The sequence below is a fragment of the Embleya sp. NPDC020630 genome, assembly GCF_044334985.1.
Classification (GTDB): domain Bacteria; phylum Actinomycetota; class Actinomycetes; order Streptomycetales; family Streptomycetaceae; genus Embleya.
Genome location: NZ_JBIRUB010000011.1, coordinates 28,562 through 51,442 on the forward strand (window position 1 = coordinate 28,562; position 22,881 = coordinate 51,442).

Genomic DNA, 22,881 nt, shown 5'->3' on the forward strand with positions numbered 1-22,881 from the left:
CTGTAGCTGTCCAGACGCGTTGCCCAACCCGGGCCAGCCCGGGTTGGGCAACGGTGAAGGGACATGTAGCGGCGTGGACTCGGGCGGAGAACTGCAGCCTTCAGCTTGGTGCGCTACGAGGTGATGACCACTTCTCTGGCAGCGCGGGCAAGGACGCTTTGGGTGGAGGACGGCAAGCCGATGCGGTTCCAGGAGAAGATGATGTGGAGCGCGAGGACGTCTCGGATGCCTCTGTCGAGGGCCCCCTCGTACGCCAATGTCTGAAGCGATCGTCCGGCAACGTCGAAGGCGTTGGTCCAGTTGGCTGCGAACGCCAATGGCCCGTCAGCCGCGAGGAGCCTGCTGGAGGGGCCCACGTCCACGGTCATCAGGTGTCGCATTCCGGGTGCCATGGCCCGTAGTCGATCCATGGGTGCGCCGGGCGGCAGGGGACGCAGGGCTTCCACGCGGTGCCATATGTCGGCCTGCTCGTTCCATTCCTGGCCGGCTGCGCGAAGCAGAGCGCTGCACAGCATCACGGACATCTCCCGCCGTCCGATCATCCGGTCGGACGGAACGGTGGCCTTGTGTCGCTCCAGGAAGTCAAGGATCCCCCGGCTGTCTTCGTGAAACAGGCGATGGGCGGCGGGCATGGCCTCGGGCCCGCCGAACGCCAAGGCTTCGGGTTCGTAGATGACGCCCATGCGGCGGCTGACGATCAGGTCACGCGATGCGAGGTGATCGAGCACACGTCCCAACCAGGCTTCGGGGTCGGTACCGGCGGCGGGCCCGGTGCGCAGGCGGAATCGCCACCATGGGGATTTGCGGGTGAACCACCAGGCCGTGAGGATGCGGTTCGCCTTCGCACGTCGAAGGAGCGGACCGAGCCGAACAAGTGCCGCCTCGGCGGAGTCCCGGTCGGCGAACTCGATGTGGACCTGGTGCCAGTCGCGGGAGTCTGCTTGGGCGGTCAGTGCTTCGAGCCCAGCGGCGCGATACGAGCGAACTGCGTCAATGAGGTCGTCGAGTCGCATCTTCGCGGCTATGGCCGCCTGGTCGGCGGGGGTACCAGCGAGGACGGCGAGAACCGCTCGTTCGACGGCTTGTGCCGCAGGCCGTCCGGGATCTGTGTCAGGAATCAGGTGATCAGCAGGCACGCGTCCCATCCCGTATCCGGTGATGCGGGGTGCGCGGCCGTGTGCAGAGCCAGCGCGGTTCCGGCGGGCCCTTCCAGAAGTCCTCCGGCCGTACTCAGATCTCCAGCGCAAGGCATGCTGTCGATCAGGTGCCGCCAGCGGGCGGCGAGAGCTGGTGTGTCGGCGTCCTGAGCGGTGCGGTGGAGGGTCTGGGCGACGCCGGCCCACCCATGGCAAAGGCCCGCCTCCGTGATGCGCGCCATCTGGATGGGGTCCGATAGGCAGGCGAGAAGGGCGTGTTCGGCGATGGCTCGTCGGTCGGCATCGCCGGTGGCCAGAGCGGCGAGTTGTAGGGCGCGCGCGATTCCCGGGGTGCCGTAGCACCACGATGGTCGGAGCGGTCCTGGCTGTGTGGTGTGGCCGGTGTGCAGTTCGTCGCGGGTGATCCACTGTGGCCACCAGGTGCCGTGGGCATCCTCCTGGCGGCAGGAGTCCAGCCATGCGGTGATCGTCTCGATGGCATCGGCCTGGCCGTCAACTCTGACCCCATGCCGTTGGGCGAGGGACAGAAGTGCGAGAGGGCCGGCGATGCCGTGCGCCATGCCGTGATTGGCATGACCGCCGACGAATCCGGGGGAGGTCCTGAACGAGGGATCGTGGTGCGTCCACCATCCGGGCCGGGACCGGTCGCCGTCGTGTACGGGTTCTGTGAGGCGGACCAGGTAGGCGAGGACGCGTCCCAAGGCGTCGCCGGTGGGGCTTCGCCGGAGCAGGTGGGCGCCGATGCCGGTCAACCCGTAGATGAGGTCGAATTCGGCGAGCGACGGGAGGTCCCGGCGGTTGATGCGAGCGTGGGCAAGGTCCACGCGCCGGTGGGCCAAGGCGTCGACGTGACCGTCGAGGTCGGACAGGGCGAGCCGGTATCGGTCGGTGTCGCCCGCGGCCGTGTGGAACGCGAAGGCGAGAGCCGGGGCGCCGAAGAACAGTCCGGCGTCGTCGGCCGCGCTGGTGGGTGTGCCGGCCGCGACTCGCAACCAGGCGTGAGCGGTTGCCCAATCGCCGACGGCGGCGCGGGCACGCACGATGTGCAGCAGGGCAATCCCGACCGAGCCTTGGGCCAGCGACTGTTCGCGCCCTTCCTCCTCACGCGTGGGCTCGGCGAGATGCTGCGCGACACGTGCGGCGGCGGCTCGGGCGAGCGCGGTGATCGGGGTGCTCACGGCGTGCTCCGAGGACGACGAGCGACCCAGGACAAGGCTGCAGCGCGGGCAAGGTGGTGGCATTGGCGTTCGGCTTCGTCGTCGATGCCGTGCATGCGGACGTGGTGCATATGGAGGAGAGATGCCAGCACGGCGTCGGGCCCGATGTCGCCGTCGTTGGCCACAATTCTGCGGTACACGCCCAAAGATGCACGCCGACCGGCCCATCCCCGAGCAACCGCCTCCCCGCCAACCAGTTCGCGGACACGAACGCGACCGTTCTCTGGGGCGGCCAGCTTCACCGCCTGGTCGTGGATGTGTCGTGGCGGTGCGGGTCCGGAGCTCTTGTCGATGCGGTCGACCAGCCAGCGCCTGCCCGTTTCGATGTCGCCGAGGAAGGCGCTCGCGATGTCGACCATGCTCGCGGCGGTAAGGGCCTGGGGATGAGCGCCGGAGGCCCGCAGTTGGGCAAGCGCCGCTGCGGAGTCGGCAACGAATACGGACTCGGCCGCGTCCATGACCCCTCCGGTGCCGAAGCGGCCGACCTCGGGGTTGTAGGTGTCCCACAGCACCCGACCAACCAGGCCCCGGTGCCGGAGACCGATCGTCCATGCGCCGACGCGGGCTGCGATCTCCGCGAAGTCGTCGGCTATTCGCAGGCGCAGCCGAAGGTGCGGTTCGGGGTCGTGGTAGCGCACGTACCACCACGCGGGTGGGCGACTCCATCCGGCAAACAGCTTCGGCAGGTGGTCTGTCAGTAGGGCCGGTTGCCGATTCGCGGGCGCGTAGAGCTTGACGTACAACCACGGCGAGGTGCCGGGTAGGTGTCCCTGCTCGCGATCGACAACGCAGGGCCTTGAGGATCGTTTCGGGCGGGGCGGCCAGGGTGCGGGCGCCGTGGATGCCATGGGCAGCACAACCTCGTGGGGGCGGTTGTCGAACCACCCCAGCGCGCTCGCATCCGGGGCTTCGTGCAGGTAGGCGTGCCCGTGGCGATCCATCTGCGCGCGCAGCAGGAACCGGTGTGCGGGCTCGTCCAAGTCCAAGCGGATGCGCTGGTCGCCGTCGCCCATATATACGGCGTCGGGAACGTGGCGCCGCCGTCGCCATCGAGACAGTGCCGCGTCCCACAGCGGCCATGACGACCGGGGCCCGGGGAGATCGTGAGTGTCCGCTCTCCAACGTGCGGCGGACAGCACGGTGTGGCCGTGCCGAAGGCGCGGCAAGAATGGCATTGTTGCCGCGGCGCCCCATGAAAACGGCAGACATACGCCGACGCGCGCTCGGTGCACCTCGCACACGAAGCGCGCCACCGGGTCGGTGAAGTTCGCGTACTCGACCGCGTTCCACACGGTGGGCTCGACCGGGCGTCCTCGCGAGAGCGACATCAGGTACAACCGGTGCACGTCACCGCTCACCGCGAGGTCGTCCAAGCCGATCGTCGTGTCGTCGGCGGCGTGTTCGCCCAACGACACCAGCAGCGGCAAGGTTTGAGGGGCTCGGGCCAGCGTTTCGGTGCGGGTGAACACCGGTGGGCTCGATACCTGGGCGGGGATGGCGCCGTGTTCGACGGTGGGCAGCCGCCCGTAGGCACGGCGCATGCGTTCGCAGTCGACCGTGTCGAAGAGGTACAGGAACCTGCCTGTCATGGTGCCCACCGCTCGCGACGTGCTCGCAACCACGAGCTGGAACTCCGCCCGGTCGAGCGCGGCTCGGTCCGGCGCGTGGAGCTGAAAGCTGAGTTCGACGTGGGGCTGTCGCGTCTGCGGCCGATCCTCGATCGCGATCTCCGCGATCAGTTGCTCGTCGAGGACGACTTCGCGCTCACCGTCGAGGGCCGCACGTTGAGCCAGCGCGAGGAGCGCCTGGTCGCGCGAGGCCAGGGCCGTCGGCGGCGTGGAGTAGGGCGACCCTCGGTATCCGGCGGGGAACCCCAGGCCCGCCTCCGCGACGAGGTCCCGTACGGGTACCAGGGCGTGAGCGCCGTAGCGTTCCAGGAAACGCGCGTGGTAGTCACGCCACGCCGCGCTCCCGAACGGGGATGGCGTCAGGCGTGCCAGTAGCTCTGTCGCCCTCTCGGCTTCGCGTGCCACCGCTTCGGGGAACACAACATCGCAGTCCAGACGTAGATCGACGGCGGGCGGGCGTTCGTCGCCGTCGCAGATCGTGCCTGTCCGGCGCGCAACCTCCGCCCTGGTCCGTCGGCGCTCCTCGGGCGGGCCCGCGTCGTTGTGTCGCGACAACCCGGCGTGGATCTCGCGTAGTTCGCGCAGGTGAGACGCCACCGAGACGAGGGACTCCGCCTCTGCGTCAACCAACCGATCCAGGACATGTCCGAGAGGATCCACGTTCGTCATCGGCGGTCGTAACGCAGTCAACAGGACCCCACGGGCGACCAGTTCGGTCAGCATGCCATCGATCGTCGCCGCAGCCACCGAAGGGAAATCGACCGCCAGCTGCTTGGCGAGGTCTCCGCAGCGCACGGGTCGATGCGCGATTCGCAGCACGGCCTGTACCGGTCGGGTGTGACGCATCGACACCTCGATGGGCGTTCCGTGGCCCGAGCCGTCGCGTTGCTCTCGGCACGGGACCACGAGCTGGTCGCCGCGGATGAGGCACAAGTTGTTGGCGATCACCTGCAGTCGAGGCAGCAGCTCCCGGGACGACTCCAGAAGCGAAACGATCTCGGCCAGCCACACCGGGTCCGGACGGGCCACGGGCCGGTGTTCGCTTCCCCAGCGCACCGTCGTCTCGGTCCCGAAGGACACGCTCGCCACCCCGGCAAACAGACCGAACGGCGTCGGCCTGCCGGTCGCGCGCAGCACGTACTTCACGACGGACACGACCACGCGCTGCGCTCGCCGCATGGTCGTCGGGCGCCCGGCACACAGCGCGTCCACTTGTGCGGCCAACACCGGGCTGGCGAGCTCGATCGCCTCGACCAGTTCTTCGCGGGACCACACTTGCCGCAGCCACTCCTGCCACAGCTCCACCGCTTGGTCCGTCGTGTCGGACAGGTCGGGCCAAGGGGGCAATGGCACGTTGCCGCCGTGAGCCGTTGCCCGCATCATCGCGGCGTCCACGCTCCGGTACACCCTTACCGCCCCCTGATCACGCACGCGAAAGGAGCCCGGTGCCGTAGCCGCGGAAGCGGTCCCGGCACCGGGTCGGTGGCGCCGCTAAGCCTTCGAGCAGGTGGTGCAGGCGCTTTCGCAGGTCGCGCCGCAGTTGTCGTCCGTGTTCCGCATCAGCTCGGCGACCGCCGCGCCGGCTTCGACGACGGTGATCCGCAGGTCAAACTCGTCCTCTGCGATGACCTCGTCCTGTGCCGTGTCCATCTCGACTCCTCCTTGTGTGGTGGTGCCCATTTCGAGAGCCCCGCCCGACGCAGCCTCGTGCCGTGTCAGGGCCAGGAGATCGTGACCCGCGTGTTGCGCTTGTCGATGACCCGGCCCGCGGGCAGATCCGCGTCGGCGGTGTCGACCGGATACGCCTCGATACGCGCTCCGGGTCCGGAGCGGTGCTCGCGGTCCCAGGTTCGGATGTGCTCGGCCAGGGTCTCGGCGACCGTGTCGGCGGCGGGGCCGTGGCCGTACACCCCGAACTCGTAGACGGTCTCCTCGGGGTCGACGGGCCTGGCGCGGGCGCGGTAGGCGAAGCTGTCGCCGTCGACCAGCGCGGGGGTGCCCAACCGCCACGAAGGCGTCACCAGTCCCCGGTCGACCGCCTCGCGGTCGGCGGTGAGGAGACAGAACCCCGACGCGACGCTCGCCAACCACAGGTCGAGCTGGTCGAACGGCTCCATCGCTCCGACGGTCACCCCGGTCCACCGCTCCACACGCGGCTCCAGCAACGCCTTCCGCAGCGGCTCCGCGTCGACAGCCATGTCGTCGTCGACGCGCAGGGCCACGTCCTGGTCGTGCAGGAGGATCAAGCGTTTCGCATGGGCTCCGACGCCCTGCATCGGCACGAACCCGCAGACACCGTAGCCTCGGCTCGAAAGGTGCCCGGCCTCGCGTTCGAACGCCACCGCGCGCGTGAGTCCACGCAGGTCGAGCGGCAACACGATCCGGCCGTCCTCGGCGAGTTGGTCGTCCCACGGCGCCGCGATGTCCGGCGCCCCCACCGTGACCACGATGCGATCGAACGGCGCGAACTCCGGTGCGCCCAGCCCGCCGTCGCCGGTCAGCACGTTGACGTCCGTCACGCCTGCGGCGGTCAAGCCGCGCTTCGCCCGGTCGGTGACGTCGGCGTCGATGTCGATCGTGGTGACCTCGCCGTCGGGCCCGACGAGTTCACGCATCAGCAGCGCGTTGTAGCCGCCCGATCCGATCTCAAGGACCCGGTGGCCGGGCTTGAGGTCGAGAAGCATCAGCATCATCGCGATGATCTGGGGCGCCGACACCGAACTCATCGCCGAGCCGTTCTCGGCGCGCTTGGTGACGACGGCGTCGTACGCGTAGGCGCGTTCCGGTGCCACGTCCGGCAGGAACAGATGCCGCGGGACGGCCCCGAAGGCGTCCACGACCTCAGGCGACAGGGGCATCTTGAGCGTCGCGAAATCACGTACGAGCGTGTCGACCAAGGCTGCGCGCAGCGACTCCGGGGTCGGGGTGGATCGGGGGTCCGTCTCGGGGAGGTTGGGCATCGAACCTCTTCGTTCTCGGTGATTCGTACTCGGGCGCCGAGTCGATCCGGACGCCTGCCAGAGGCCGTCGGCTCACCCGAGCGTCCGGCAGAGTTCGCTGGCAGCGAGACGTCGGTCGTCGCGATTCGGCCAGCCTCCCGATCGGAACACGGGCTACTGGTCGAGCGGCCTCTGGAGTGCTGGGCAGGGTCGACGGATCTTCGGGTTGTACCGCTGCACGCCGGGCATCGGCTTCAGCTCCTGAGCCGATCCCCGCGCGTGCTGTATGTGACCATAGCGCTACCCAAGATCACTAGATAGTTCCTCAGTCGAGATCTCATCTGAGATTTCAAATCACACCGTCGCGCTGTGGCACGAACGCAAGAAAGCCCCTCTTTCGAGGGGCTTTCGAAGGAGTCCGGACTATTGGACGCGCGCCAGGAAAGCGGACCAGGCCGCCCCGTCGACCGTGAAGGCCGGACCGTCGGCCAGCTTGCTGTCACGAACCCCTGCGACGGAGCCGAGGTTCGCCACCTCCACACATGAACCGGTCTCGTTGCTCGCGGTTGCCTTGACCCAGGCGACGACACCGAGCTCGGAAGCGTGCTCCACAACGGCGGGGTAGTCAGACATCGGAGAGTTGATCCATTCGTCGTTCGATCAGTGCCCGTGTCGCGGGCGGGTCCAACGCGGCCGACTGTAGATGGTTGATCAGCCGCACGATACGGCGCGTTACCTGCGGTTGAGTGTGCTCCTCGGTGGTCACCGCCGTCTCCAGGTACGCGACGCTGGGATCCGCCGGATCGGCGAAGTGCATCACCGTCATCGATCCGCCGTAGGCTCCGGCACTGACGTTGTCGGGGATCACGTGAACACGGACGTTGGGCCGCTCCATCGCCGTGAGCACGTGGCGTAGTTGCTCCTTGAGCACCGCCGGGCCACCGTGCTGGTAGAGCAGCGGCGCCAGGGTCACCACGGCGATCAACTCGAAGTCGGTTCTATCCAGCACCTCTTGGCGTCGTGTCCGCGCCGAGACGAGAGTGTCGATGTCGTCGTAGTCCTGAACCAGCGGGCCGCTGGAGATCACGGCGTGCGCGTACTTCGGGGTCTGGAGCAAACCTGGCCAGATGCACGTCTCGTACGCCCACTGCTCAGCGCACTCGGCCTCGTAGGCGATCAGCGACTGATAGTTCGCCGTCAGCACGCCCGCATACGGGGCATGCGTCGACCATTGTTTTGCCTTCGACGACCTGTGCAGCTTGAGCACGTCGACGCGCTGGGCGCTCGCCGTCTCGTAGAGGTCCAGCAGTTGCTCAAGGTCGTACAACGAGACGCCACTCTCGGCGGTTTCGATCCGAGAGATCTTCGAGTCGGTCCATCCGACCAACTCGGCAGCTTCCCCGCCTGTCAAACCACGGGTCTTGCGAAGAGCGCGCAGCGCTTCGCCCAGTCTCTTCTTCGCAAGCATCGGCGTCGTCGAAGCGGTCACTCTTCATCCTCCCAGGGCGAGTGTGCCGGGCCCTCAAGTATCGACGCCATGGGCACACTCGTTCGATCCCATCGAGACTTTACCTTTACATGGCTTTATGAGATTGCATATGCAGTCACAGACGAGCACCCTTCTGGGTACGCAGATCACCACAGGTGATCGCCGACGTGCGTACCGCGAGCACCCATGCGGTTGTCGCGGTGGCTCCTCGCACTCGGATGTGTCCTTCGGGAGGCGATTGGTTGTGCTCCAGCAACAGCTACCGGCGGAAGAGTCGGTAAGCCCCGTGCCCTCACCTGCACCCACCGTTCGACGGATCGAACCTGGGGATGTCAAGGTCCGTTTCAAGGCCCACCCCAGGCGGGTCGAGCAGATGCGCAAAATCGCGTGCTCGCAGCTCCGGTACTGCGGTCACCGCGACGGCGAAGCCGTGTACATGGTCGGCGTGGTCGTGAGCGAGCTCGTCACGAATGCGGTCCGACACGGTGCAGGCGACACAGTGACGTTCGCGCTCAGGTGCGACGAGTCAGGCGCAATTCGGATCGAGGTCGACGACCACTCCTCCGGCCGGCCCGAAATCCGCGAGCCCGACAACGAGTCGGAGGAAGGCCGGGGCCTGGTGATCGTCGAGGCTCTCGCCAGCGCCTGGGGGCGCGAGGGGTCGTGTACGTGGTGCACGTTTCCGGCGGAAGGAGGTGTCGCCGCGTGAGGACTCATGTGCGGGGGCGGGCCGCGACACCGCGAGGTTGGGTCGAACAGCGGCCTTCCCGCTTCGAGCGGGTCCGCGCGCGTTGCTGGGCGGCCGTGGAGTGGTGGGATGTACACGTTCGCTACCGCGAGCTGCACCGCCAGCTCGACGCCGCGCGGGCGAACCTGGGCGACCTGGGCATCGGCGCCCAGGACTTTGCCGCCTTCGCGGACGCGCTGCGGACACGCATCATCGACGCGCGGCTCGCGGACGAGGCGACGCGGGCGACAGGCGAACCGTCCGACGAGGGTCGGTGCGACGACGAGGCGGCCTTTGACGGCTTCGCTTGGGAGTACGCGGCGTTCCGCCGGTTCCGCCGTGATGCAACGACCGGGGAGGAGGGAGCGATGCAGGGCTCGGCCAGGCGCGTGGGCACCTACAACCTCCTGGACGGTGGCGGTGATCGCTTCCCGTCACAGATGGCGGTCCTGCGAGCGATGGACCTGGACCTCGTCGCCCTGCAGGAGGTGCAGCACGGCACTCGGGACGATCACGCGCTGGAGTGCGCGATCGCAAACGAGCTGGGCATGCAGACGATGTTGGCTCCCTCCGCGAGCCACGGATGCCACCTCGTGCTCGCGTGGAATCCCGCCAGGCTCCGCCGCGTGGGCTACACCGCGGACGCGGCGGAGGGGAAGTTCCACCACACGCTCCAGCGCGTCGAGTTCGTCGTCCCGGACACCGGAGCGCCGCTCACGGTCCTGCACACGCATCTGGATCCGTTCTCCGGCGACGACCGCGAGAGCGAGGCCCGGTGGCTCACGGAGTACGCCGCGCCCGGCCGCCGCACGCTGCTGCTGGGCGACCTGAACACGATCGGCGCGTTCGACCCCGAACCCGACTGGTCGACCCTGCCCACCCACCTCCACTCGCGGCACCGACTGTGCTGTGAGGACGGGACCCTCGGCCCCACCGACCGGCGCGCGATCCGCCTGCTCGACACTGCCGGGTTCATCGACCCCTTCGCCAACCGGCGATCCGGACGCAACACGGTCGGCCACTGGAACGAGAAGGAGGACGGCATCCGCCGCCGGAGCGACCACATCCTCGGCAGCGGACTCACGTTCCGCACCGCGGGCGTCATCGACGACCCGGCCGTGCGCCGACTCTCGGACCACCTGCCCGTCTACGCGGTCGTCGAGGTCTGAGACCCGCGCCTATGAAGCCCGTTCCGGTCGCGTGGATTGTCCGCGACCGGAACGGCCACCCCTCGGCGCTGGCCCGAACCTCAGCTATGCCCGAATGCTCCTCCGCACTCGCTCGATGGTGCCAGCGAACGTCAAGAGCAGACCGTCCACGACGGCCCAGGGGACAGCAGCACTCCTGGTGGGCCCCGCCACGGTGATGACGGTGACGACCACCAGCACCAGCGCGGTCGTGATCGCCACCGCCTCGACCCCGACCAGGGTCCATACCGCCAAGCGGTGCCGACGGGCTCGGCGGTCGCCGCAGCACACGCAGAACTCGGTGTGCCTGCGGCCGTCAGGATGCGTAGGCATGTTGGACCTCCGATCGCGGAACGGGGCGTGCCTTGCGGTTGGCCCCAGGGAGAGGGTCCGAATCGGCCCTCGTCACTATGGTCGGAGTACGTAAGCAGGCCCAACAGCACCCAAAATTAAGCCGATTGCAGTTAGGAGTTCCGTATGGAGTTCCGTGTGTTCGAGGATCCCGCCGGGCCAGGCGGGGAATTCGGATTGGTCGACCTCACCGAACTTCCGTGCGCACCTGGGTGGAGGTTTCAGATCGGCCTTCGCGGCCTCGAATCCGGGTTGGTGCGCCCGGCGCGCGTGAAGGTTGTCGCCGACGGCGGCGTGACCCTCAACGAGAAACAACTCCGAAGGCTGCCGCTGGCGCGAGTACTCACCTTCGCCGTGATCGCCCGGCTCTTCGGGAGGGACACAGCTGTGTCGGTCGGCATCCCGCCAACGCGGCCCAAGAACGGCAGCGTCGAGTTCGCCACCGCTGTGGCCATGGTGTACGCAGCAGCCGTACGGTCGAAGCTACGGCCCGGCCCGGTCATCCAGTCCGTTTGGGGCTGCTCCAAGCGCACCGCCGCCTTGTGGGTGCGGGAGGCACGAACACGCGGTTTGCCGGTGCACCGTGCGGGCCGCGCGACACCAACATCACTACCTTTCCCGAACGCAGCTCCCACCCAGCCCGCCGATGAGCCACCGGTGCCGGAACGCGGCCCGGCATCTTTTCAGATCTCCGAAGGGAAAGTGACGTCCTTCGAGGACTTCGCGGGCTGGCGGGAATGGAGGGTCGAGATCGCGCTTGACCCGTCTGCCACAGGTACACATCCGCGCGCAATTATGCTTCTCCCCAGCCAACATGATCCTGCGGGCAGAACTGCTGTGCTGGACGGATCGGTGATCGACGCCTTTCCGTTCCATCAGTTTTTGAAGCTGGGCGTCGACCACGGCTTCGACCGGCAGATCAGCATGAGCGTCCTGGCCGCGCTTGGAGGTCTCCCCCGTACCGCGTCGATGAATCAGCACCTGACAGCTGTGGCAGCGGTCTACCGCACCGCCTTGCAACTCGGCCTCCCACCACGAAAGACCGTGGCCGAGTATTGGGGCAGGACGCCGAGCGGTAGTTCGGTCGCCCGCTGGATCAGGGAAGCCCGAGCAAGCGGGCTCCTCCGGGATTCGGACAAGGAAACCTTCGGGAACAAGCACGCGGAACTGCATCATCGAAACCGCTGCCCGTCACAACAGCGGATGCTGTACCTCCGCCGCGAGATTGACGGCCTTGTACCTCGCGGAGACGTGGCCGCAGGAACCCGGGAGTGGAGGCCGAGCCGAGCCGCGGGCAAGAATACCCGCAGAACCGCTGCATGGCCGGTGATCGCGCGGTCTCTACTTACTATGAGGCTGACTGGTGGCGAGGAGTTCCGACAGGCGGCCGCCTCAATGGGCAAGCCCGTGATCGACCAGTTCATCGTCGAGCAACCGGAGATGAACTGCGCCATCGCCCACCGCCTCACCTACAACGTCGACGGCACCATGAACCGGCAGATGGCGCGGATCGACTGGCCGCAGTCACCAGTGAGCCGCTGACCTGGGGGCCCGCTACGTTCGGTTGCGCCAGCGGTCTGCCGGGGCCTCCTCGGCCCACTGTTCCGTGCCGTCGCAGTGGAGCAGCGGTCCAGCGCCGCAAGGTGATAGGGCGGTCCCCGTCTCGGTTAGCCCGCCCAAGGCACGCCCACTCACGGCTGCTCGCAACCCCCGATTGACATTTCTCGGATGCAATTCTGTTCGATATCAGAGGTAGATCCCGGCGAACGTCCCGTCGAAGCCGAGGCTGACGAGGGCCTCAGTGTAGGTGGCCCAGTAGCGGTCCGGTGGTCCGGCGGTGAGGGTGTCGAAGTCGTCGGTGTCGAGGTCGGGTTCGTGCCATTGGTGTGCGCAGCGGCAGCGGACGAAGGTGTGGCCTCGGTGGTGGACGAGGAGCCAGTCCCGGCGGGCGTCGCAGGCGGGGCACCGGACGGGGATGCCGGTGACGCGGAGTTCGTCGGGGTGTTCGGCGCACACTGCCAGGGCAGCCTGGTCGTAGGTGCCGGGTTCGGGCATGGGGTGCAGGTTCGGGACGGGCGGGAGTTCGGGCCGGTCGTCGGGGTGGGGTTGGGGCATGGGGTCCTCTCCGGTCGGGGACGACACACCATGCCCCCGACCGGGTGGACAAGTCCATGGCGTTCCGCGACCCGCGTCGGGGTGTGTTCGTGCAGGTCGCAGACGCAGCGAGTGCTCCGCCGTTCAGCGTGAGCGGCGCTTGGTGTCCGGGTCCGCTGCCCGTGTGGGGTTCGTCGGTGGCGTCGTTGCTGCGGGGCGGGTGTGGTAGGTGGTTCGGGTGCGTGCGGCGGCTGCGCGGGGGTTGTAGGGGGTTTGGCGGGCGAGGCGGCGGATGCGCCAGGTGAGGACTTCGGTGGGGTTGTCGGCGGTGTCGAGTTCGCGTTGGGCGACGGCCTGGTGGAGGAGCTGTAGGGGTTGGTGGCCCTGGTCGGCGGCGTGGTGGAGCGTGGCTGCCAGGGCGGGCCAGGCGGGGTCGGTGGTGATGGTGTCGGCGCGTGGGCCGAGGACGGTGCGTGCGTGGTCGGCGTATCGCGTGGTGGTGTCGGGGTCGGGGCTGTCAAGGGTGAGGCGGGCGAGCGTGGGTGGGGCGGTTGTTCGGTAGGCGGCGCGTAGGGCCTGGGCGGTGTGTGCCGCGGCGTGGGCTTGTTGTTCGAGGTCGCGGGCGGCGTACCAGCGGCTGATGGCGACGGTGACGAGGACGGCGGTGGCGAGGATGTCGGCGAGGGCGCCGTCGCCGGTTCCGGTTGCGTGATGGGCGAGTTCGCGGACGGTGGAGCGCAGCGCATCCGCCTGGAGGTGGGCGGCCTTGATGCGTGAGCGGGACGCGCGTTCGTATGCCCTGGCCGCGGCGGCGAGTCGGCGTCGGTCGGCTCCGGCGATGGGAGCGGTGGCGAGGGGCAGGGCGTCGAGGAGGTGCCCGACGGCGGCGATGTGCCCGGCGACGACAGGATCGGGGACGTGGCTTCCGCCGGTCCCGGTGCCGTCGGTTTCCTGCAGGAGCGTGGCGAGTTGGTCGAGGTGGGCGGCCGTGCGGTCCCACGGGTCGGTGGCGGCGAGGTCGGGTCGGTGGCCGGGGGCTTCGGTTCTGCGGGTGGGTGTGGTGAGGCGTTCGAGGATGCGGGGCCAGGACAGGTCGGGGGCGAGGGTGCGTCCGGCGAACCAGATCTGTTTGCCTTCGGCGTTGGTGTCGCCGGGGAGGGCGACCTTGTAGCCGAGGGTGTCGCCGGAGGGGCCTTCGCGGGTTTGCACGTCCACGCCCAGGTCGCGGAGGGCTCGCAGGAACGTGGGCGGGTCGGCGGCGTAGGCGACGGCGGTGCGTACCCGGGTGCGGAGTTCGTCGCGGGGCGTGATGGAGCGGCGGGCGCGTTGGGCCTTGTGGACCTCCGGGGCGGTGGACGGTTTGGCTGCGGTGCCGTCGCCGGGTGCGATGCGGCGCAGGCCGAGTTCCTTCTCGATCCGGCGGCATTCGGTCTGGGCCTTGGTGCCGTCGCGGAAGGGGTGGACGGGGGCTAGGTCGGCGTTGACGAGGGTGGCGGCGATGTGGATGTGGTCGTCGGCATGGCGTACGGCGACCCAGCGGCAGCCGCTCTGGTCGCCGTGGGGGTCGATGCCGGTGGCGGCCAGGACGCGGCGGGCGATGTGGGCCCATTCGTCGTCGGTGAGGTGGCGGTCCTCGGGGGCGGCGCGGATCGACAGGTGCCACACGTGCCGGTTGGGCGCGCGGTCGCCGGCCTGCTTGGCGGGCAGGTCGAGGATCCGGGCGAGCCGGCCTGGGGTCATGGTGGGGTCGCGTCCGGGGTCGGGGGTGAAGTCGTCGAAGGAGGCGACAAGGTGCGGGTCGGTGTGTGCCTCGGCGGTCTTGCCCGGCCCGTAGAGGTAGTGGAGAAGACCGACGACACGGCTGCGGCGCTTGTGGACGCGGGGGTACATCAGCGCCTCGGTTCGGTCAGGGTCCACACCGCCCGGTCGAGTTGTTGCAGTGTCCGGGTCACGTCGGTCAGGACCTCCCGCAGGTGGGCGAGCAGGTCGTCGTCGGTGGGGTTGCTGGCGAGACGGTCGATGTTCAGGGCCCGGGTGATCTGGTTGAGGTTGGTGCCCACCCGACCCACCTCGGTCCGCGCTGCGGACACCTGCAGGCCGGCCTCGTGCAGTTGGGCGTCGCGGGTGAAGTCGTCACCGGCCGCGGCGGCGAGGGCCGCTGCGGCAAGGAACCCGGAGGGTCGCATGTTCGCGCGTGCGGCGGCGTCCTCGATGCGGCGCTTCTCGTCCGGGTGGACTCGGGCCTTCATCGTGAGTTCGCGCCGGTTGCCGGCGCCGGTGCGGGGCTGGTCGTCGGGCAGGCGCCGGGCGGGACGGGGCGGCGCCTTGCGGGCGGCGGGATCGGCTGTGGGCGGCTCGCACGCCGCCTGGCCCGGGTGTGCACCGGTGGTTTCTCCCTCGACGACCCCCGGCGGCGAGTTGCCGTCCGGTCCTCGCGCGCCCTCGGGCGGGGCGACTGTTCCGGAAAGGCCCCCTGGGGCCTCCGGAACACCACCTTGCCCGCCCCGTCGAGGAGGAACCTGCCTGGTGGAGAAGGGGAGTTCGCTGCTCAAGCTTCCGGCTCCTGACTGCGGAAGAGGTCACCCGCCCGGAACGTCCGGGCGGGTGTGGATCGGTGACGGGCGATCAGGTGCGGGCGGGCGTCTTCGCGGCGGCATCGCCCTCATCGCGCAGGGTCCGCATCAGGTCGGTGAGGCGCTCGTTGGAGACGCGGCGGCCCTGGTCGCGCAGGGCGTTGGCGACGATCGCCCGGGTGATCCGGCCGCCGTCCGCGACGGCCCGGCGGGCCGCCGGCAGAAGGTCATCCTCGGCCGTGGCGCGGTCCGACTCGGCGGCGAACACGGTCGCCTCCGGTCCTGCGAGGGCGAGTTCGGTCTGCTCGGCGTCCCCGTTGACCGTCGCTGTGGGCATCCGGTCAGTCACCGGGTCACCCGTCCGGGACGGGTGTCCGGGCATCGCGGGCCGGTCCGACGCGGAGGATGCGGGTTGGCGGGCGATGAGGATGTACAGGTGGACGGCTCCGGCGAGGGCGAGCGGTGCGAGGGTCGACAGGATGCCGACGGTGGTGTCGCCCATCCGCAGCCCGGGGTCGTCGCCCGGGTTGGTCTGTTGGTTGATGCGGACGGCGTGCAGGGCGTTGGCCCAGATGCTCGCGCCGGTCGCCGATCCGAACAGCGCCCACACGTAGACCCGGGCGGCCGGTGGCGCGGTGCGCAGGACCAAGAGGGCGCGGATGCCGTAGGCGATGAACCCGTCGATCAGCAGCGGGAACAGGAAGCTCAGCGCGCCGCGCACGTGGACGGCCACGGCCATCTGCCGCAGCGCGTCGTACGAGAGGGCGAATCCGGTGAGGCCGAGCCCGGCGATCGCCGCGCGGTCCCAGGCCGTCGCCCGGGCGTGGCCGGCGGTGGTGTCGATGATGGTGGTCAGGGCTGCTCCTTGAGGGGCGTGGGTGGGGTGGGCAAGGGTTTGGGCAAGGGGGTTGGCGTGTTGCCGTTGCACTCGTCCCACCCGTTGCATCGCTGGTCAGCCCGGTACGGGTCGCATGCGTGGGACGGGTCGACTCGTCCCACGTCGACGTTCATCGGCGCGCCGACCTGCGCGGGGACGGTTGGGACGAGTGGGACTGGTAGCGGCCCGATCCGGTCTCGTCCCGGCCCTACCTGCGAGGGGAGCGTCGCGAAGGTGCGCACGGTGGTCACAGCCGAGGTCGGTTTCCTGAGTGGACAAGGCGAGCGTCCACCGGGTGGACGGTCCTCTCGTTTCCTGAGGGAACAGAGCGGGCGTTCCCCGAGTGAACAAAGCTGCCGTTCCCTAAGGGAACAGTCGGGCATCTCGCTGGGCGTGCTTGGGACGGGTCGACTCGTCCCGTGCCGGGACTCGTCCCCGCGCTGACCTGCGCGGGGACGAGTGGGACGGGTGGGACGGGTTGCGGCCTCGTCAGGGCTGCCGGGGCGGCTCCGGGTCGGGCTCGGGGCAGTAGCGGTGCCAGGCGTCGACGAACTGGTTGCGGGTGAAGCCCTTGCGCTGGTTGTGGTCGGGGAAGCGGATGTTGGACGAGGTGATCCCGTAGTCCTTGAGCAGGATCCCCAGCGCGCGCGGGGTCAGGCCGTTCGCGCCGTGGTCGGCCCAGGGAGCCTCGGCGTCGGCGCGCAGCGCGTTCAGGAGTTGCCCGGTGGACAGCGCCGCGATGTCGTTGTGCTGGGCGAACACGCCCCGGCAGTCCGCGAGCAGGCGGATGCCCAGTCCGTCCTGGTCGTCGTTCGCCTCCTCGGCGGCGGTCATCTCCGCGCACGCCACCCGCGCTGCCCGGGGCCAGGACCCGCCGGCGAGGTCCGCGACCACGACCAGGGGCTCCCACGTGTCGGCCGCTCGGTCCTCGACCGGCATCTCGGGCTCCGCGTCGGCGGCGGCATCGGCCACCGAGCGCAGCCACGCCGCGAGCCGGTCGCGCAGCTCGTTGAGCCCCGGCTGGTCGCGGCGGGTCCGGAAGGGCGCGGCGCGTTCCCCCTTGACCTTGCGGCGCATGCGGATGACCACGGACCGGTCCATGATCGTGTCGGGGAGGTCACCGATCCCGGCTATCGCCGCCATGGCGAAGGTGTTGAAGCGGTGCGGCTTGTGGTCGTTGCCCACCACCCGCAGCGTGTAGCGGTTGCGCTGATGGCCCGCGTTGAGGAGACCGCGCATCTCCTCGTTCTTCTCCGCGACCTTCGCGCTGCCGAACAGCGTGTCGGCCTCGTCGACCAGCAGGGTCGGCGGCTCGTCCGTGATCGACCGGAAGATCGCCGCCGGCGTCGCGTTCACCGTGATGCACGGGTCGTGCACGGTCTCGTGCAGGACGTCCAGGAGCCGGGACTTCCCGCACCGCTTCGCCGGAGCCACCACCGCCAGACGCGGCGCGTGCTGGAACGCCGGCTGGAGGTGGGTCGCCGCCGTCCACAGGGTCACCGCGTCCAGGGCCGCGCCGTGGGGCAGGATCACGTAGCGCGCGATCGCGGCACGCAGCTCGTTCAGGAGGGCGTCGCCCTCGGTCGCGGGCAAGTCCGGCAGGGCGACCGGCGGGCGCGGGCCGTCCGCGTCGTCGGGCACCGACGCGTCGGCCGCCGGGCCCGGCTCGGCGGCGGCCGGTGCGCCGGGGGTCCGGACCGGGGGCCAATCCGCGTAGCGGGGTGGGCGCTCGTCGGTCGACGACGCGCTTGGCGTCGGAGGACGCGGCGTCGTACTGTGGGGCACAGATTCTCCTCACCCGGTGGCGACGAGCCCGGCAAGGCCCGCCGCTACCGCATAGTGATCGTTCAGGACTGGGCGTATCCGGTGTGGATCTTGAGGCCCTTGGCGTTGGTAGACGCCAGGGGCTTCTTCATGTCCGAGGTGCCTGTCGGGTGCACCTTCGCGATGCGCGGGGCGTGGTAGCGCCTCGCAGTGGTCCCGTGGGGTGGGCACCCCGGGGCGGACCAGGAACATACGCCGTAGACGCTCGACGGATCCAGCTTTTCTTGCTGCTGCGACACAACCGACATCTAGGCGGCCTCCCGACCGTCCTCCGCAGCCCGAGCGGGCTGCTCCCCGATCTGCAGCAGGCGAAGCAGATCGGCGGTGATCACTCGGTACACGTTGCCGAAGTGGAGAACGGTGCACGGGTACTTGCCCTGCTTGGCCAGCTCATATCCCTTGGTGCGCCCCAGCGCGAGGGCTCGGTTCGCCGTGTCGAGGTCGATCGCGGCAGGCAGGTTGAGCAGCTCCGCCCGCGTCATGCTCCGTGTCGTAGAGACACTTTTTTCGCCGGTCAAGGCATCCCCTTCGCGTAGCGGTAGTTCCTTCCGGGGAAGTTGTATCACACGAGCCCCACAGACACGTTATGTCTCTGCTATTGTGCATCTATGACACAACAACAAGCCTTCGACTCGGCGGTGGTCAAGATGATCGCCGGCCAGATCAAGCGCTACAGGAAGGAGAAGGGCTGGAGCGCCCAAGAGTTGGCGGACGCCTGCGCGGCACTCGGGTACCCGATCCCGCGAACGGTGCTGGCCAACCTGGAGACCGGACGCAGGTCGCTGATCTCGGTCGCCGAGGTCTTCATCCTCGCCAGGGCCCTGGACGTGGCTCCCATCAGCCTGATCTTCCCCCTGGGCACGGAAGTCGACGTACAACTGCAGCCCGGCGAGGCCACGCCGACCTGGGAGGCGATGACCTGGTTCACGGGAGAGCTGCCGGCGAAGGAGGAACCTCCGGAGGGATCACCGTGGGCGGTGTTGCACGACTACCGACTGCACTGGAACGCGGTGGTGGGTCTCCGTCGGATGCTCACCGTCTACCAGGAACGGCAGTTGGAGGCGGTCACCGCGCGGAGTGCGAAGCGCCGCGAGGAGCTGAACCTGTCCAACACACAGCTCGGCTTCATGATCCACAGCGAGGCGCACGCCCTGTACGAGCACCGTCGCGAGATGGCCGACGGCGGCTACGTGCTGCCAGCTCTTCCCGACGATCTGGCCTTTGTGGACGAGGACTTCGAAGACGAGGGGGACGATGCGTGAAGGGATCCACCACACGGCGTTGCGGGTGCCGAGACCCCAAGACGGGCAAGAAGCTGGGCACCAAGTGCCCTCTGCTGCGCAAGAAGGGCCACGGGAGTTGGGCCGTCCGGCAGGAGCTGCCGCCGACCGCCGAGGGTGAGCGCCGGTATTTCCGCCGGTCCGGATGCGAGAACGCGACGAGCGCCCAGGCGGTCCTCGACCACGTCCGCGCGCTGTTGTCGGCGCCGGCCGAGAAGGACACGTTCGCTCGTGACCTCGTCGCCGAGCTCCTGGTCGCGGTCGCCGCCGACAAGCGACTCCCGCTTCCGGACATCGACCGCTTTCGGGGCATCCTCGCGCTGTCCGTCGACGAGGAGCCCGAGGACCGCAACGCGATCGCCGCGCTGCTGCGCTCGTGCGTCACCGGCGGCGAACCGCTCCCCGAGGTCGACGAGACGGCCCGAAGACTGAGCACCGGTCAGTCCATGACCAACCGCATCACAGTCGGGGACCACCTCGACGCGTGGCTGGCCGGGAAGAAGCGTGTGGGCGAGGGCACGCTGCGCGGCTACCGCTCGATCGTCGAGCTCTACCTCAAGCCGTTCCTCGGGCATAGGCGCCTCGATCGGCTGCGTACGACTCACGTCGCCGACCTCTTCGACTGGATCGAGGAGCGCAACGAGACGATCATCGAGGCCCGCGCGACGGGCAACCGTGAGCAGTTGGCCGACCTGCCCGGCCTGCGCAAGTGCCTGGTCGGCCGCACCACCATGGGCCGCATCCGCGATGTCCTGCGCAACGCGTTGAACGACGCGATCCGGCAGCAGTTGCTCACCTTCAACGCGGCGCAGTGGGTCGAGCTACCCCCGGCAGAGCCGGCCCGGCCGATCCTGTGGAACGACGAACTGGTCGCCCGGTGGCGGGAGACCGGTGAGCGCCCCTCCCCCGTCATGGTGTGGACCCGCGAGCACACGGGCGCCTTCCTCGACCACGTGGTCGACCACCCGATATACGCCCTCTTCCACCTCGTCGCCACACGGGGCCTGCGTCGCGGCGAAGCGTGCGGGCTGCCGTGGACCAACGTCGACCTGGAGGCCAACCGGCTGACCATCTCGCAACAGATCGTGCACTACGGCACGACCGTCAAGATCAGCTCGCCCAAGAGCGAGACCAGCACGCGAACCGTCTCGCTGGGGACGCGGAACGTGCCCGTGCTCCGCACCCACCGTGTCCGCCAGAAGGAGCAGAAGCTCGCCTGGGGCGCGGCCTGGGTCGACAACGGTCTCGTGTTCACCCGGGAGAACGGTGAGTCGTATCACCCGGCCGACCTCACCGACGAGTTCCGCGCCCTCGTCGAGTCCGCCGGCCTCCCGCCCATCCGATTCCACGACCTCCGGCACGGCGCCGCGGCGATCCACCTGGGCAGCGGCGGCAACATGAAAGAAGTCCAGGTCATGCTCGGCCACTCCACGTACGCCTTCACCGCAGACGTCTACGCGACGCTCTACGAGGAGGTCGCCGCCGCATCGGCCGAGACGGCCGAGCAGTTCATCCCGCGCGCCAACGAGAAAACCGCCGGGCACACCTCGGGCACACCGTAGGTCCCGAGCCGCGCACCGGCGGTCTCTCATCTCCGCATTTCTGCAGGTCAGCGGAGGACGTGGGATTCGAACCCACGAGCAAGGTCACCCCTGCTAGCAGTTTTCAAGACTGCCGCCATCGGCCACTAGGCGAGTCCTCCAGTGCCGCGACCCTGGTCGGGTGCGGGCCGCATCAGTCTCTCATGAGCGATGCGTGGGATCACTGGGGATTCCGGGCCGACACGTTCGGAGGGCGGCGGGTCAGTTGTCGCCCACGCGCTGGCCCAGGGTGACCTCGGTGGTGGCCTCCTTGCCGTCGCGCTGGTAGGTGACCTTGACCTTGTCGCCCGGGCGGTGGCTCCAGATCTCGCTGAACAGGTCCTCGTAGGAGCCGATCGCGCGGTTGTTGAGCCTGGTGATCACGTCGCCGGCCTTCAGGCCCGCCTTGGCGGCGGGGCCGTTGGCGGTGACCGGGTCCTGGCCGTTGGGGCTCTGGGCGACGATCTGCGCGCCGGTGCCGGTGTAGCGCGAGTCGGGCAGGATGCCCATCTGCGCGTAGACCGGCTTGTTGCCCTGGATCAGGGTGTCGGCGACCCACCGGGCCTGGTTGATCGGGATGGCGAAGCCGAGGCCGATGCTGCCGGACTCCTGCTGCTGGCCGAATGGCGACTGGCCGCCGCCGCCGGTGGAGCGGATCGCGGAGTTGATCCCGATCACCTCGCCGGCCGCGTTCAGCAGCGGGCCGCCGGAGTTGCCGGGGTTGATCGCCGCGTCGGTCTGGATCGCGTTCATGTAGGAGACCTTCTGCTGGTCCCCGGAGGCCACCGGGCGGTCCTTGGCGCTCACGATGCCCGTGGTCACCGTGTTGGACAGGGTGAACGGCGCGCCGATCGCGATCACCGGGTCGCCGACCGCGACCTTGTCGTTGTCGCCGAGCGGCAGCGGCTGCACGCTCGCCGGCATGTCGTCGACCTTGATCACGGCGAGGTCGTACCCCTCGGCCCGGCCGACGATCTTGGCCGGCTTGGTGGTGCCGTCGGAGAAGGTCACCGACAGCTCGCCCCCGGCCGCGGCCAGCGACACCACGTGGTTGTTGGTGAGGATGTGGCCCTGCTTGTCGTAGACGAAGCCGGCCCCGGTGCCGGTCTCGGTGCCCTGCCCGGACACCTTGCCCTTGGTCTTGATCGTCACCGTGCTGGGGACCGCCTGCTTGGCGATGCCCGCCACGCTCGTGGGCGAGCGGTTCAGCGAAGCCGGGTCCACCGGCGACGAGGACGGACTGACGCCGGCCGAGGACGGCTTGTCGTCGCGGTCCACGATCCACGCGCCCACGCCGCCGCCGACCCCGCCGGCGAGCAGCGCGGCCACCACGGCCGCGACCAGGATCCCCGAGGGGCGGCGCTTCGGCTTGGGCGGCGCACCGAAGCCCGGGTAGCCCGGGTAGCCGGGATAGGCACCACCCGTCCCGAACGGCGGAGCCCCCGCACCTCCCGCACCCGACCCGGCCGCGAACGCCGCCGGCACCTCGGCGCCCGGCTCACCCGTCGGCGGCAGCTGCGCGGTCGGCGGCCCGGCCGGCGTCGGCGGCACCGCCTCGCCCTGCGGCTGCCCCACGGTGGGCGCCTGCACCGGCTTGGCCGGCACCTCGGCCCGGAACTCCGGCTCCGCCGACACGTCGGACCGCCCCTCCGGGTGAGCCGGCTGCGGTGTGGCGGGAGACGATCCGTGGGCCTCCCCCGGCACCGGTGAACCGACTTCGCCGGTCACGTCGCGATCGTCACTCACGGTCTTCCTCCCACACACTTCGGAATAGTTGTTGGTCACAGACTTCCCGACACGCTGTCTGAACACCGTAAGCGCCGACGGCCCGTGCCACCCACGCCCCTTATCCCGGGGTTATCCACGCAGGTCGGACCGCCCGTACCGGAACGGAAACGGCGCGGAAACCGGCGGAAATTCCACCGTCCGCGGCGTGGCGCAGACCGATCCCCGGCCCC

The 22,881-nt window shown here is 69.3% G+C and carries 20 protein-coding genes and 1 tRNA gene; 5 read left to right on the forward strand and 16 right to left on the reverse strand.

From position 1 onward, the window contains the following. Nucleotides 1-113: 113 nt before the first annotated feature. From ACH4XV_RS31270 to ACH4XV_RS31300, 7 genes are all read right to left on the reverse strand, one after another. Nucleotides 114-1,136 carry a thiopeptide-type bacteriocin biosynthesis protein gene (locus tag ACH4XV_RS31270; RefSeq protein ID WP_395795676.1) on the reverse strand — a complete coding sequence of 341 codons (1,023 nt, stop codon included), beginning with the start codon at nucleotides 1,134-1,136 and terminating at the stop codon, nucleotides 114-116. Continuing rightward, nucleotides 1,118-2,335: a lanthionine synthetase C family protein gene (locus ACH4XV_RS31275; RefSeq protein ID WP_395795678.1), complete on the reverse strand. Its 1,218-nt coding sequence runs from the start codon at nucleotides 2,333-2,335 to the stop codon at nucleotides 1,118-1,120. Before ACH4XV_RS31275 ends, ACH4XV_RS31270 begins: the two co-directional genes overlap by 19 nt. Then, nucleotides 2,332-5,397 carry a lantibiotic dehydratase gene (locus tag ACH4XV_RS31280; protein WP_395795680.1) on the reverse strand — a complete coding sequence of 1,022 codons (3,066 nt, stop codon included), beginning with the start codon at nucleotides 5,395-5,397 and terminating at the stop codon, nucleotides 2,332-2,334. The genes ACH4XV_RS31275 and ACH4XV_RS31280 overlap by 4 nt, the downstream gene beginning before the upstream one ends. Nucleotides 5,398-5,493: 96 nt before the next feature. Further along, complete coding sequence (locus ACH4XV_RS31285) at nucleotides 5,494-5,652, reverse strand: FxLD family lanthipeptide (protein ID WP_395795682.1); 159 nt, start codon at nucleotides 5,650-5,652, stop codon at nucleotides 5,494-5,496. Between the two features lie 65 nt (nucleotides 5,653-5,717). Further along, nucleotides 5,718-6,962, reverse strand: coding sequence for a methyltransferase, FxLD system (fxlM, locus tag ACH4XV_RS31290; RefSeq protein ID WP_395795684.1), 1,245 nt, complete (start codon nucleotides 6,960-6,962; stop codon nucleotides 5,718-5,720). Between the two features lie 402 nt (nucleotides 6,963-7,364). Continuing rightward, the gene (locus ACH4XV_RS31295) at nucleotides 7,365-7,574 is read right to left on the reverse strand and encodes a DUF397 domain-containing protein (protein WP_395795686.1); all 210 of its coding nucleotides are present in this window, start codon (nucleotides 7,572-7,574) and stop codon (nucleotides 7,365-7,367) included. Beyond that, nucleotides 7,567-8,430, reverse strand: a complete 864-nt coding sequence (locus ACH4XV_RS31300) for a helix-turn-helix domain-containing protein (RefSeq protein WP_395795688.1) — start codon at nucleotides 8,428-8,430, stop codon at nucleotides 7,567-7,569. The genes ACH4XV_RS31295 and ACH4XV_RS31300 overlap by 8 nt, the downstream gene beginning before the upstream one ends. Nucleotides 8,431-8,674: 244 nt before the next feature. On the opposite strand from ACH4XV_RS31300, the gene ACH4XV_RS31305 reads away from it, so the two are divergent. Both ACH4XV_RS31305 and ACH4XV_RS31310 read left to right on the forward strand, forming a co-directional pair. Continuing rightward, nucleotides 8,675-9,139, forward strand: a complete 465-nt coding sequence (locus ACH4XV_RS31305) for an ATP-binding protein (RefSeq protein WP_395795690.1) — start codon at nucleotides 8,675-8,677, stop codon at nucleotides 9,137-9,139. Then, a complete protein-coding gene (locus ACH4XV_RS31310) occupies nucleotides 9,136-10,326 on the forward strand; it encodes an endonuclease/exonuclease/phosphatase family protein (RefSeq protein ID WP_395795692.1) in 1,191 nt (396 codons plus the stop codon). The genes ACH4XV_RS31305 and ACH4XV_RS31310 overlap by 4 nt, the downstream gene beginning before the upstream one ends. Before the next feature lie 84 nt (nucleotides 10,327-10,410). On the opposite strand, the gene ACH4XV_RS31315 is transcribed toward ACH4XV_RS31310, so the two are convergent. After that, nucleotides 10,411-10,677, reverse strand: coding sequence for a hypothetical protein (locus ACH4XV_RS31315; RefSeq protein WP_395795694.1), 267 nt, complete (start codon nucleotides 10,675-10,677; stop codon nucleotides 10,411-10,413). A 144-nt stretch (nucleotides 10,678-10,821) separates the two neighbouring features. Here ACH4XV_RS31315 and ACH4XV_RS31320 point away from each other — a divergent pair, with 144 nt between their 5' ends. Then, a complete protein-coding gene (locus ACH4XV_RS31320; protein WP_395795696.1) occupies nucleotides 10,822-12,237 on the forward strand; it encodes a hypothetical protein in 1,416 nt (471 codons plus the stop codon). Between the two features lie 204 nt (nucleotides 12,238-12,441). Here ACH4XV_RS31320 and ACH4XV_RS31325 read toward each other — a convergent pair whose 3' ends face one another. The 6 genes from ACH4XV_RS31325 to ACH4XV_RS31350 form a co-directional block, all read right to left on the reverse strand. After that, the gene (locus ACH4XV_RS31325) at nucleotides 12,442-12,810 is read right to left on the reverse strand and encodes a hypothetical protein (RefSeq protein ID WP_395795698.1); all 369 of its coding nucleotides are present in this window, start codon (nucleotides 12,808-12,810) and stop codon (nucleotides 12,442-12,444) included. 123 nt (nucleotides 12,811-12,933) lie between these two features. Beyond that, complete coding sequence (locus tag ACH4XV_RS31330) at nucleotides 12,934-14,679, reverse strand: relaxase/mobilization nuclease domain-containing protein (RefSeq protein ID WP_395795700.1); 1,746 nt, start codon at nucleotides 14,677-14,679, stop codon at nucleotides 12,934-12,936. After that, complete coding sequence (locus ACH4XV_RS31335; RefSeq protein ID WP_395795702.1) at nucleotides 14,679-15,341, reverse strand: plasmid mobilization protein; 663 nt, start codon at nucleotides 15,339-15,341, stop codon at nucleotides 14,679-14,681. Before ACH4XV_RS31335 ends, ACH4XV_RS31330 begins: the two co-directional genes overlap by 1 nt. A gap of 73 nt (nucleotides 15,342-15,414) precedes the next feature. Further along, a complete protein-coding gene (locus ACH4XV_RS31340; RefSeq protein ID WP_395795704.1) occupies nucleotides 15,415-16,290 on the reverse strand; it encodes a DUF2637 domain-containing protein in 876 nt (291 codons plus the stop codon). A 438-nt stretch (nucleotides 16,291-16,728) separates the two neighbouring features. Continuing rightward, nucleotides 16,729-18,024 (reverse strand): DUF3631 domain-containing protein, encoded by a 1,296-nt coding sequence (locus tag ACH4XV_RS31345; RefSeq protein WP_395795706.1) that lies wholly within the window; start codon nucleotides 18,022-18,024, stop codon nucleotides 16,729-16,731. A gap of 287 nt (nucleotides 18,025-18,311) precedes the next feature. Further along, nucleotides 18,312-18,545 carry an integrase gene (locus ACH4XV_RS31350; RefSeq protein ID WP_395795708.1) on the reverse strand — a complete coding sequence of 78 codons (234 nt, stop codon included), beginning with the start codon at nucleotides 18,543-18,545 and terminating at the stop codon, nucleotides 18,312-18,314. 126 nt (nucleotides 18,546-18,671) lie between these two features. On the opposite strand from ACH4XV_RS31350, the gene ACH4XV_RS31355 reads away from it, so the two are divergent. Together ACH4XV_RS31355 and ACH4XV_RS31360 are read left to right on the forward strand one after the other, a co-directional pair. After that, the gene (locus tag ACH4XV_RS31355) at nucleotides 18,672-19,325 is read left to right on the forward strand and encodes a helix-turn-helix transcriptional regulator (protein ID WP_395795710.1); all 654 of its coding nucleotides are present in this window, start codon (nucleotides 18,672-18,674) and stop codon (nucleotides 19,323-19,325) included. Further along, the gene (locus ACH4XV_RS31360) at nucleotides 19,322-20,905 is read left to right on the forward strand and encodes a tyrosine-type recombinase/integrase (RefSeq protein WP_395795712.1); all 1,584 of its coding nucleotides are present in this window, start codon (nucleotides 19,322-19,324) and stop codon (nucleotides 20,903-20,905) included. The genes ACH4XV_RS31355 and ACH4XV_RS31360 overlap by 4 nt, the downstream gene beginning before the upstream one ends. A 51-nt stretch (nucleotides 20,906-20,956) precedes the next feature. Here the strand turns inward: ACH4XV_RS31360 and ACH4XV_RS31365 are convergent. Both ACH4XV_RS31365 and ACH4XV_RS31370 read right to left on the reverse strand, forming a co-directional pair. Next, nucleotides 20,957-21,045: transfer RNA gene (locus tag ACH4XV_RS31365), tRNA-Ser, on the reverse strand. A 100-nt stretch (nucleotides 21,046-21,145) separates the two neighbouring features. Then, nucleotides 21,146-22,669, reverse strand: coding sequence for a S1C family serine protease (locus tag ACH4XV_RS31370; RefSeq protein ID WP_395795714.1), 1,524 nt, complete (start codon nucleotides 22,667-22,669; stop codon nucleotides 21,146-21,148). Nucleotides 22,670-22,881 lie beyond the last annotated feature (212 nt).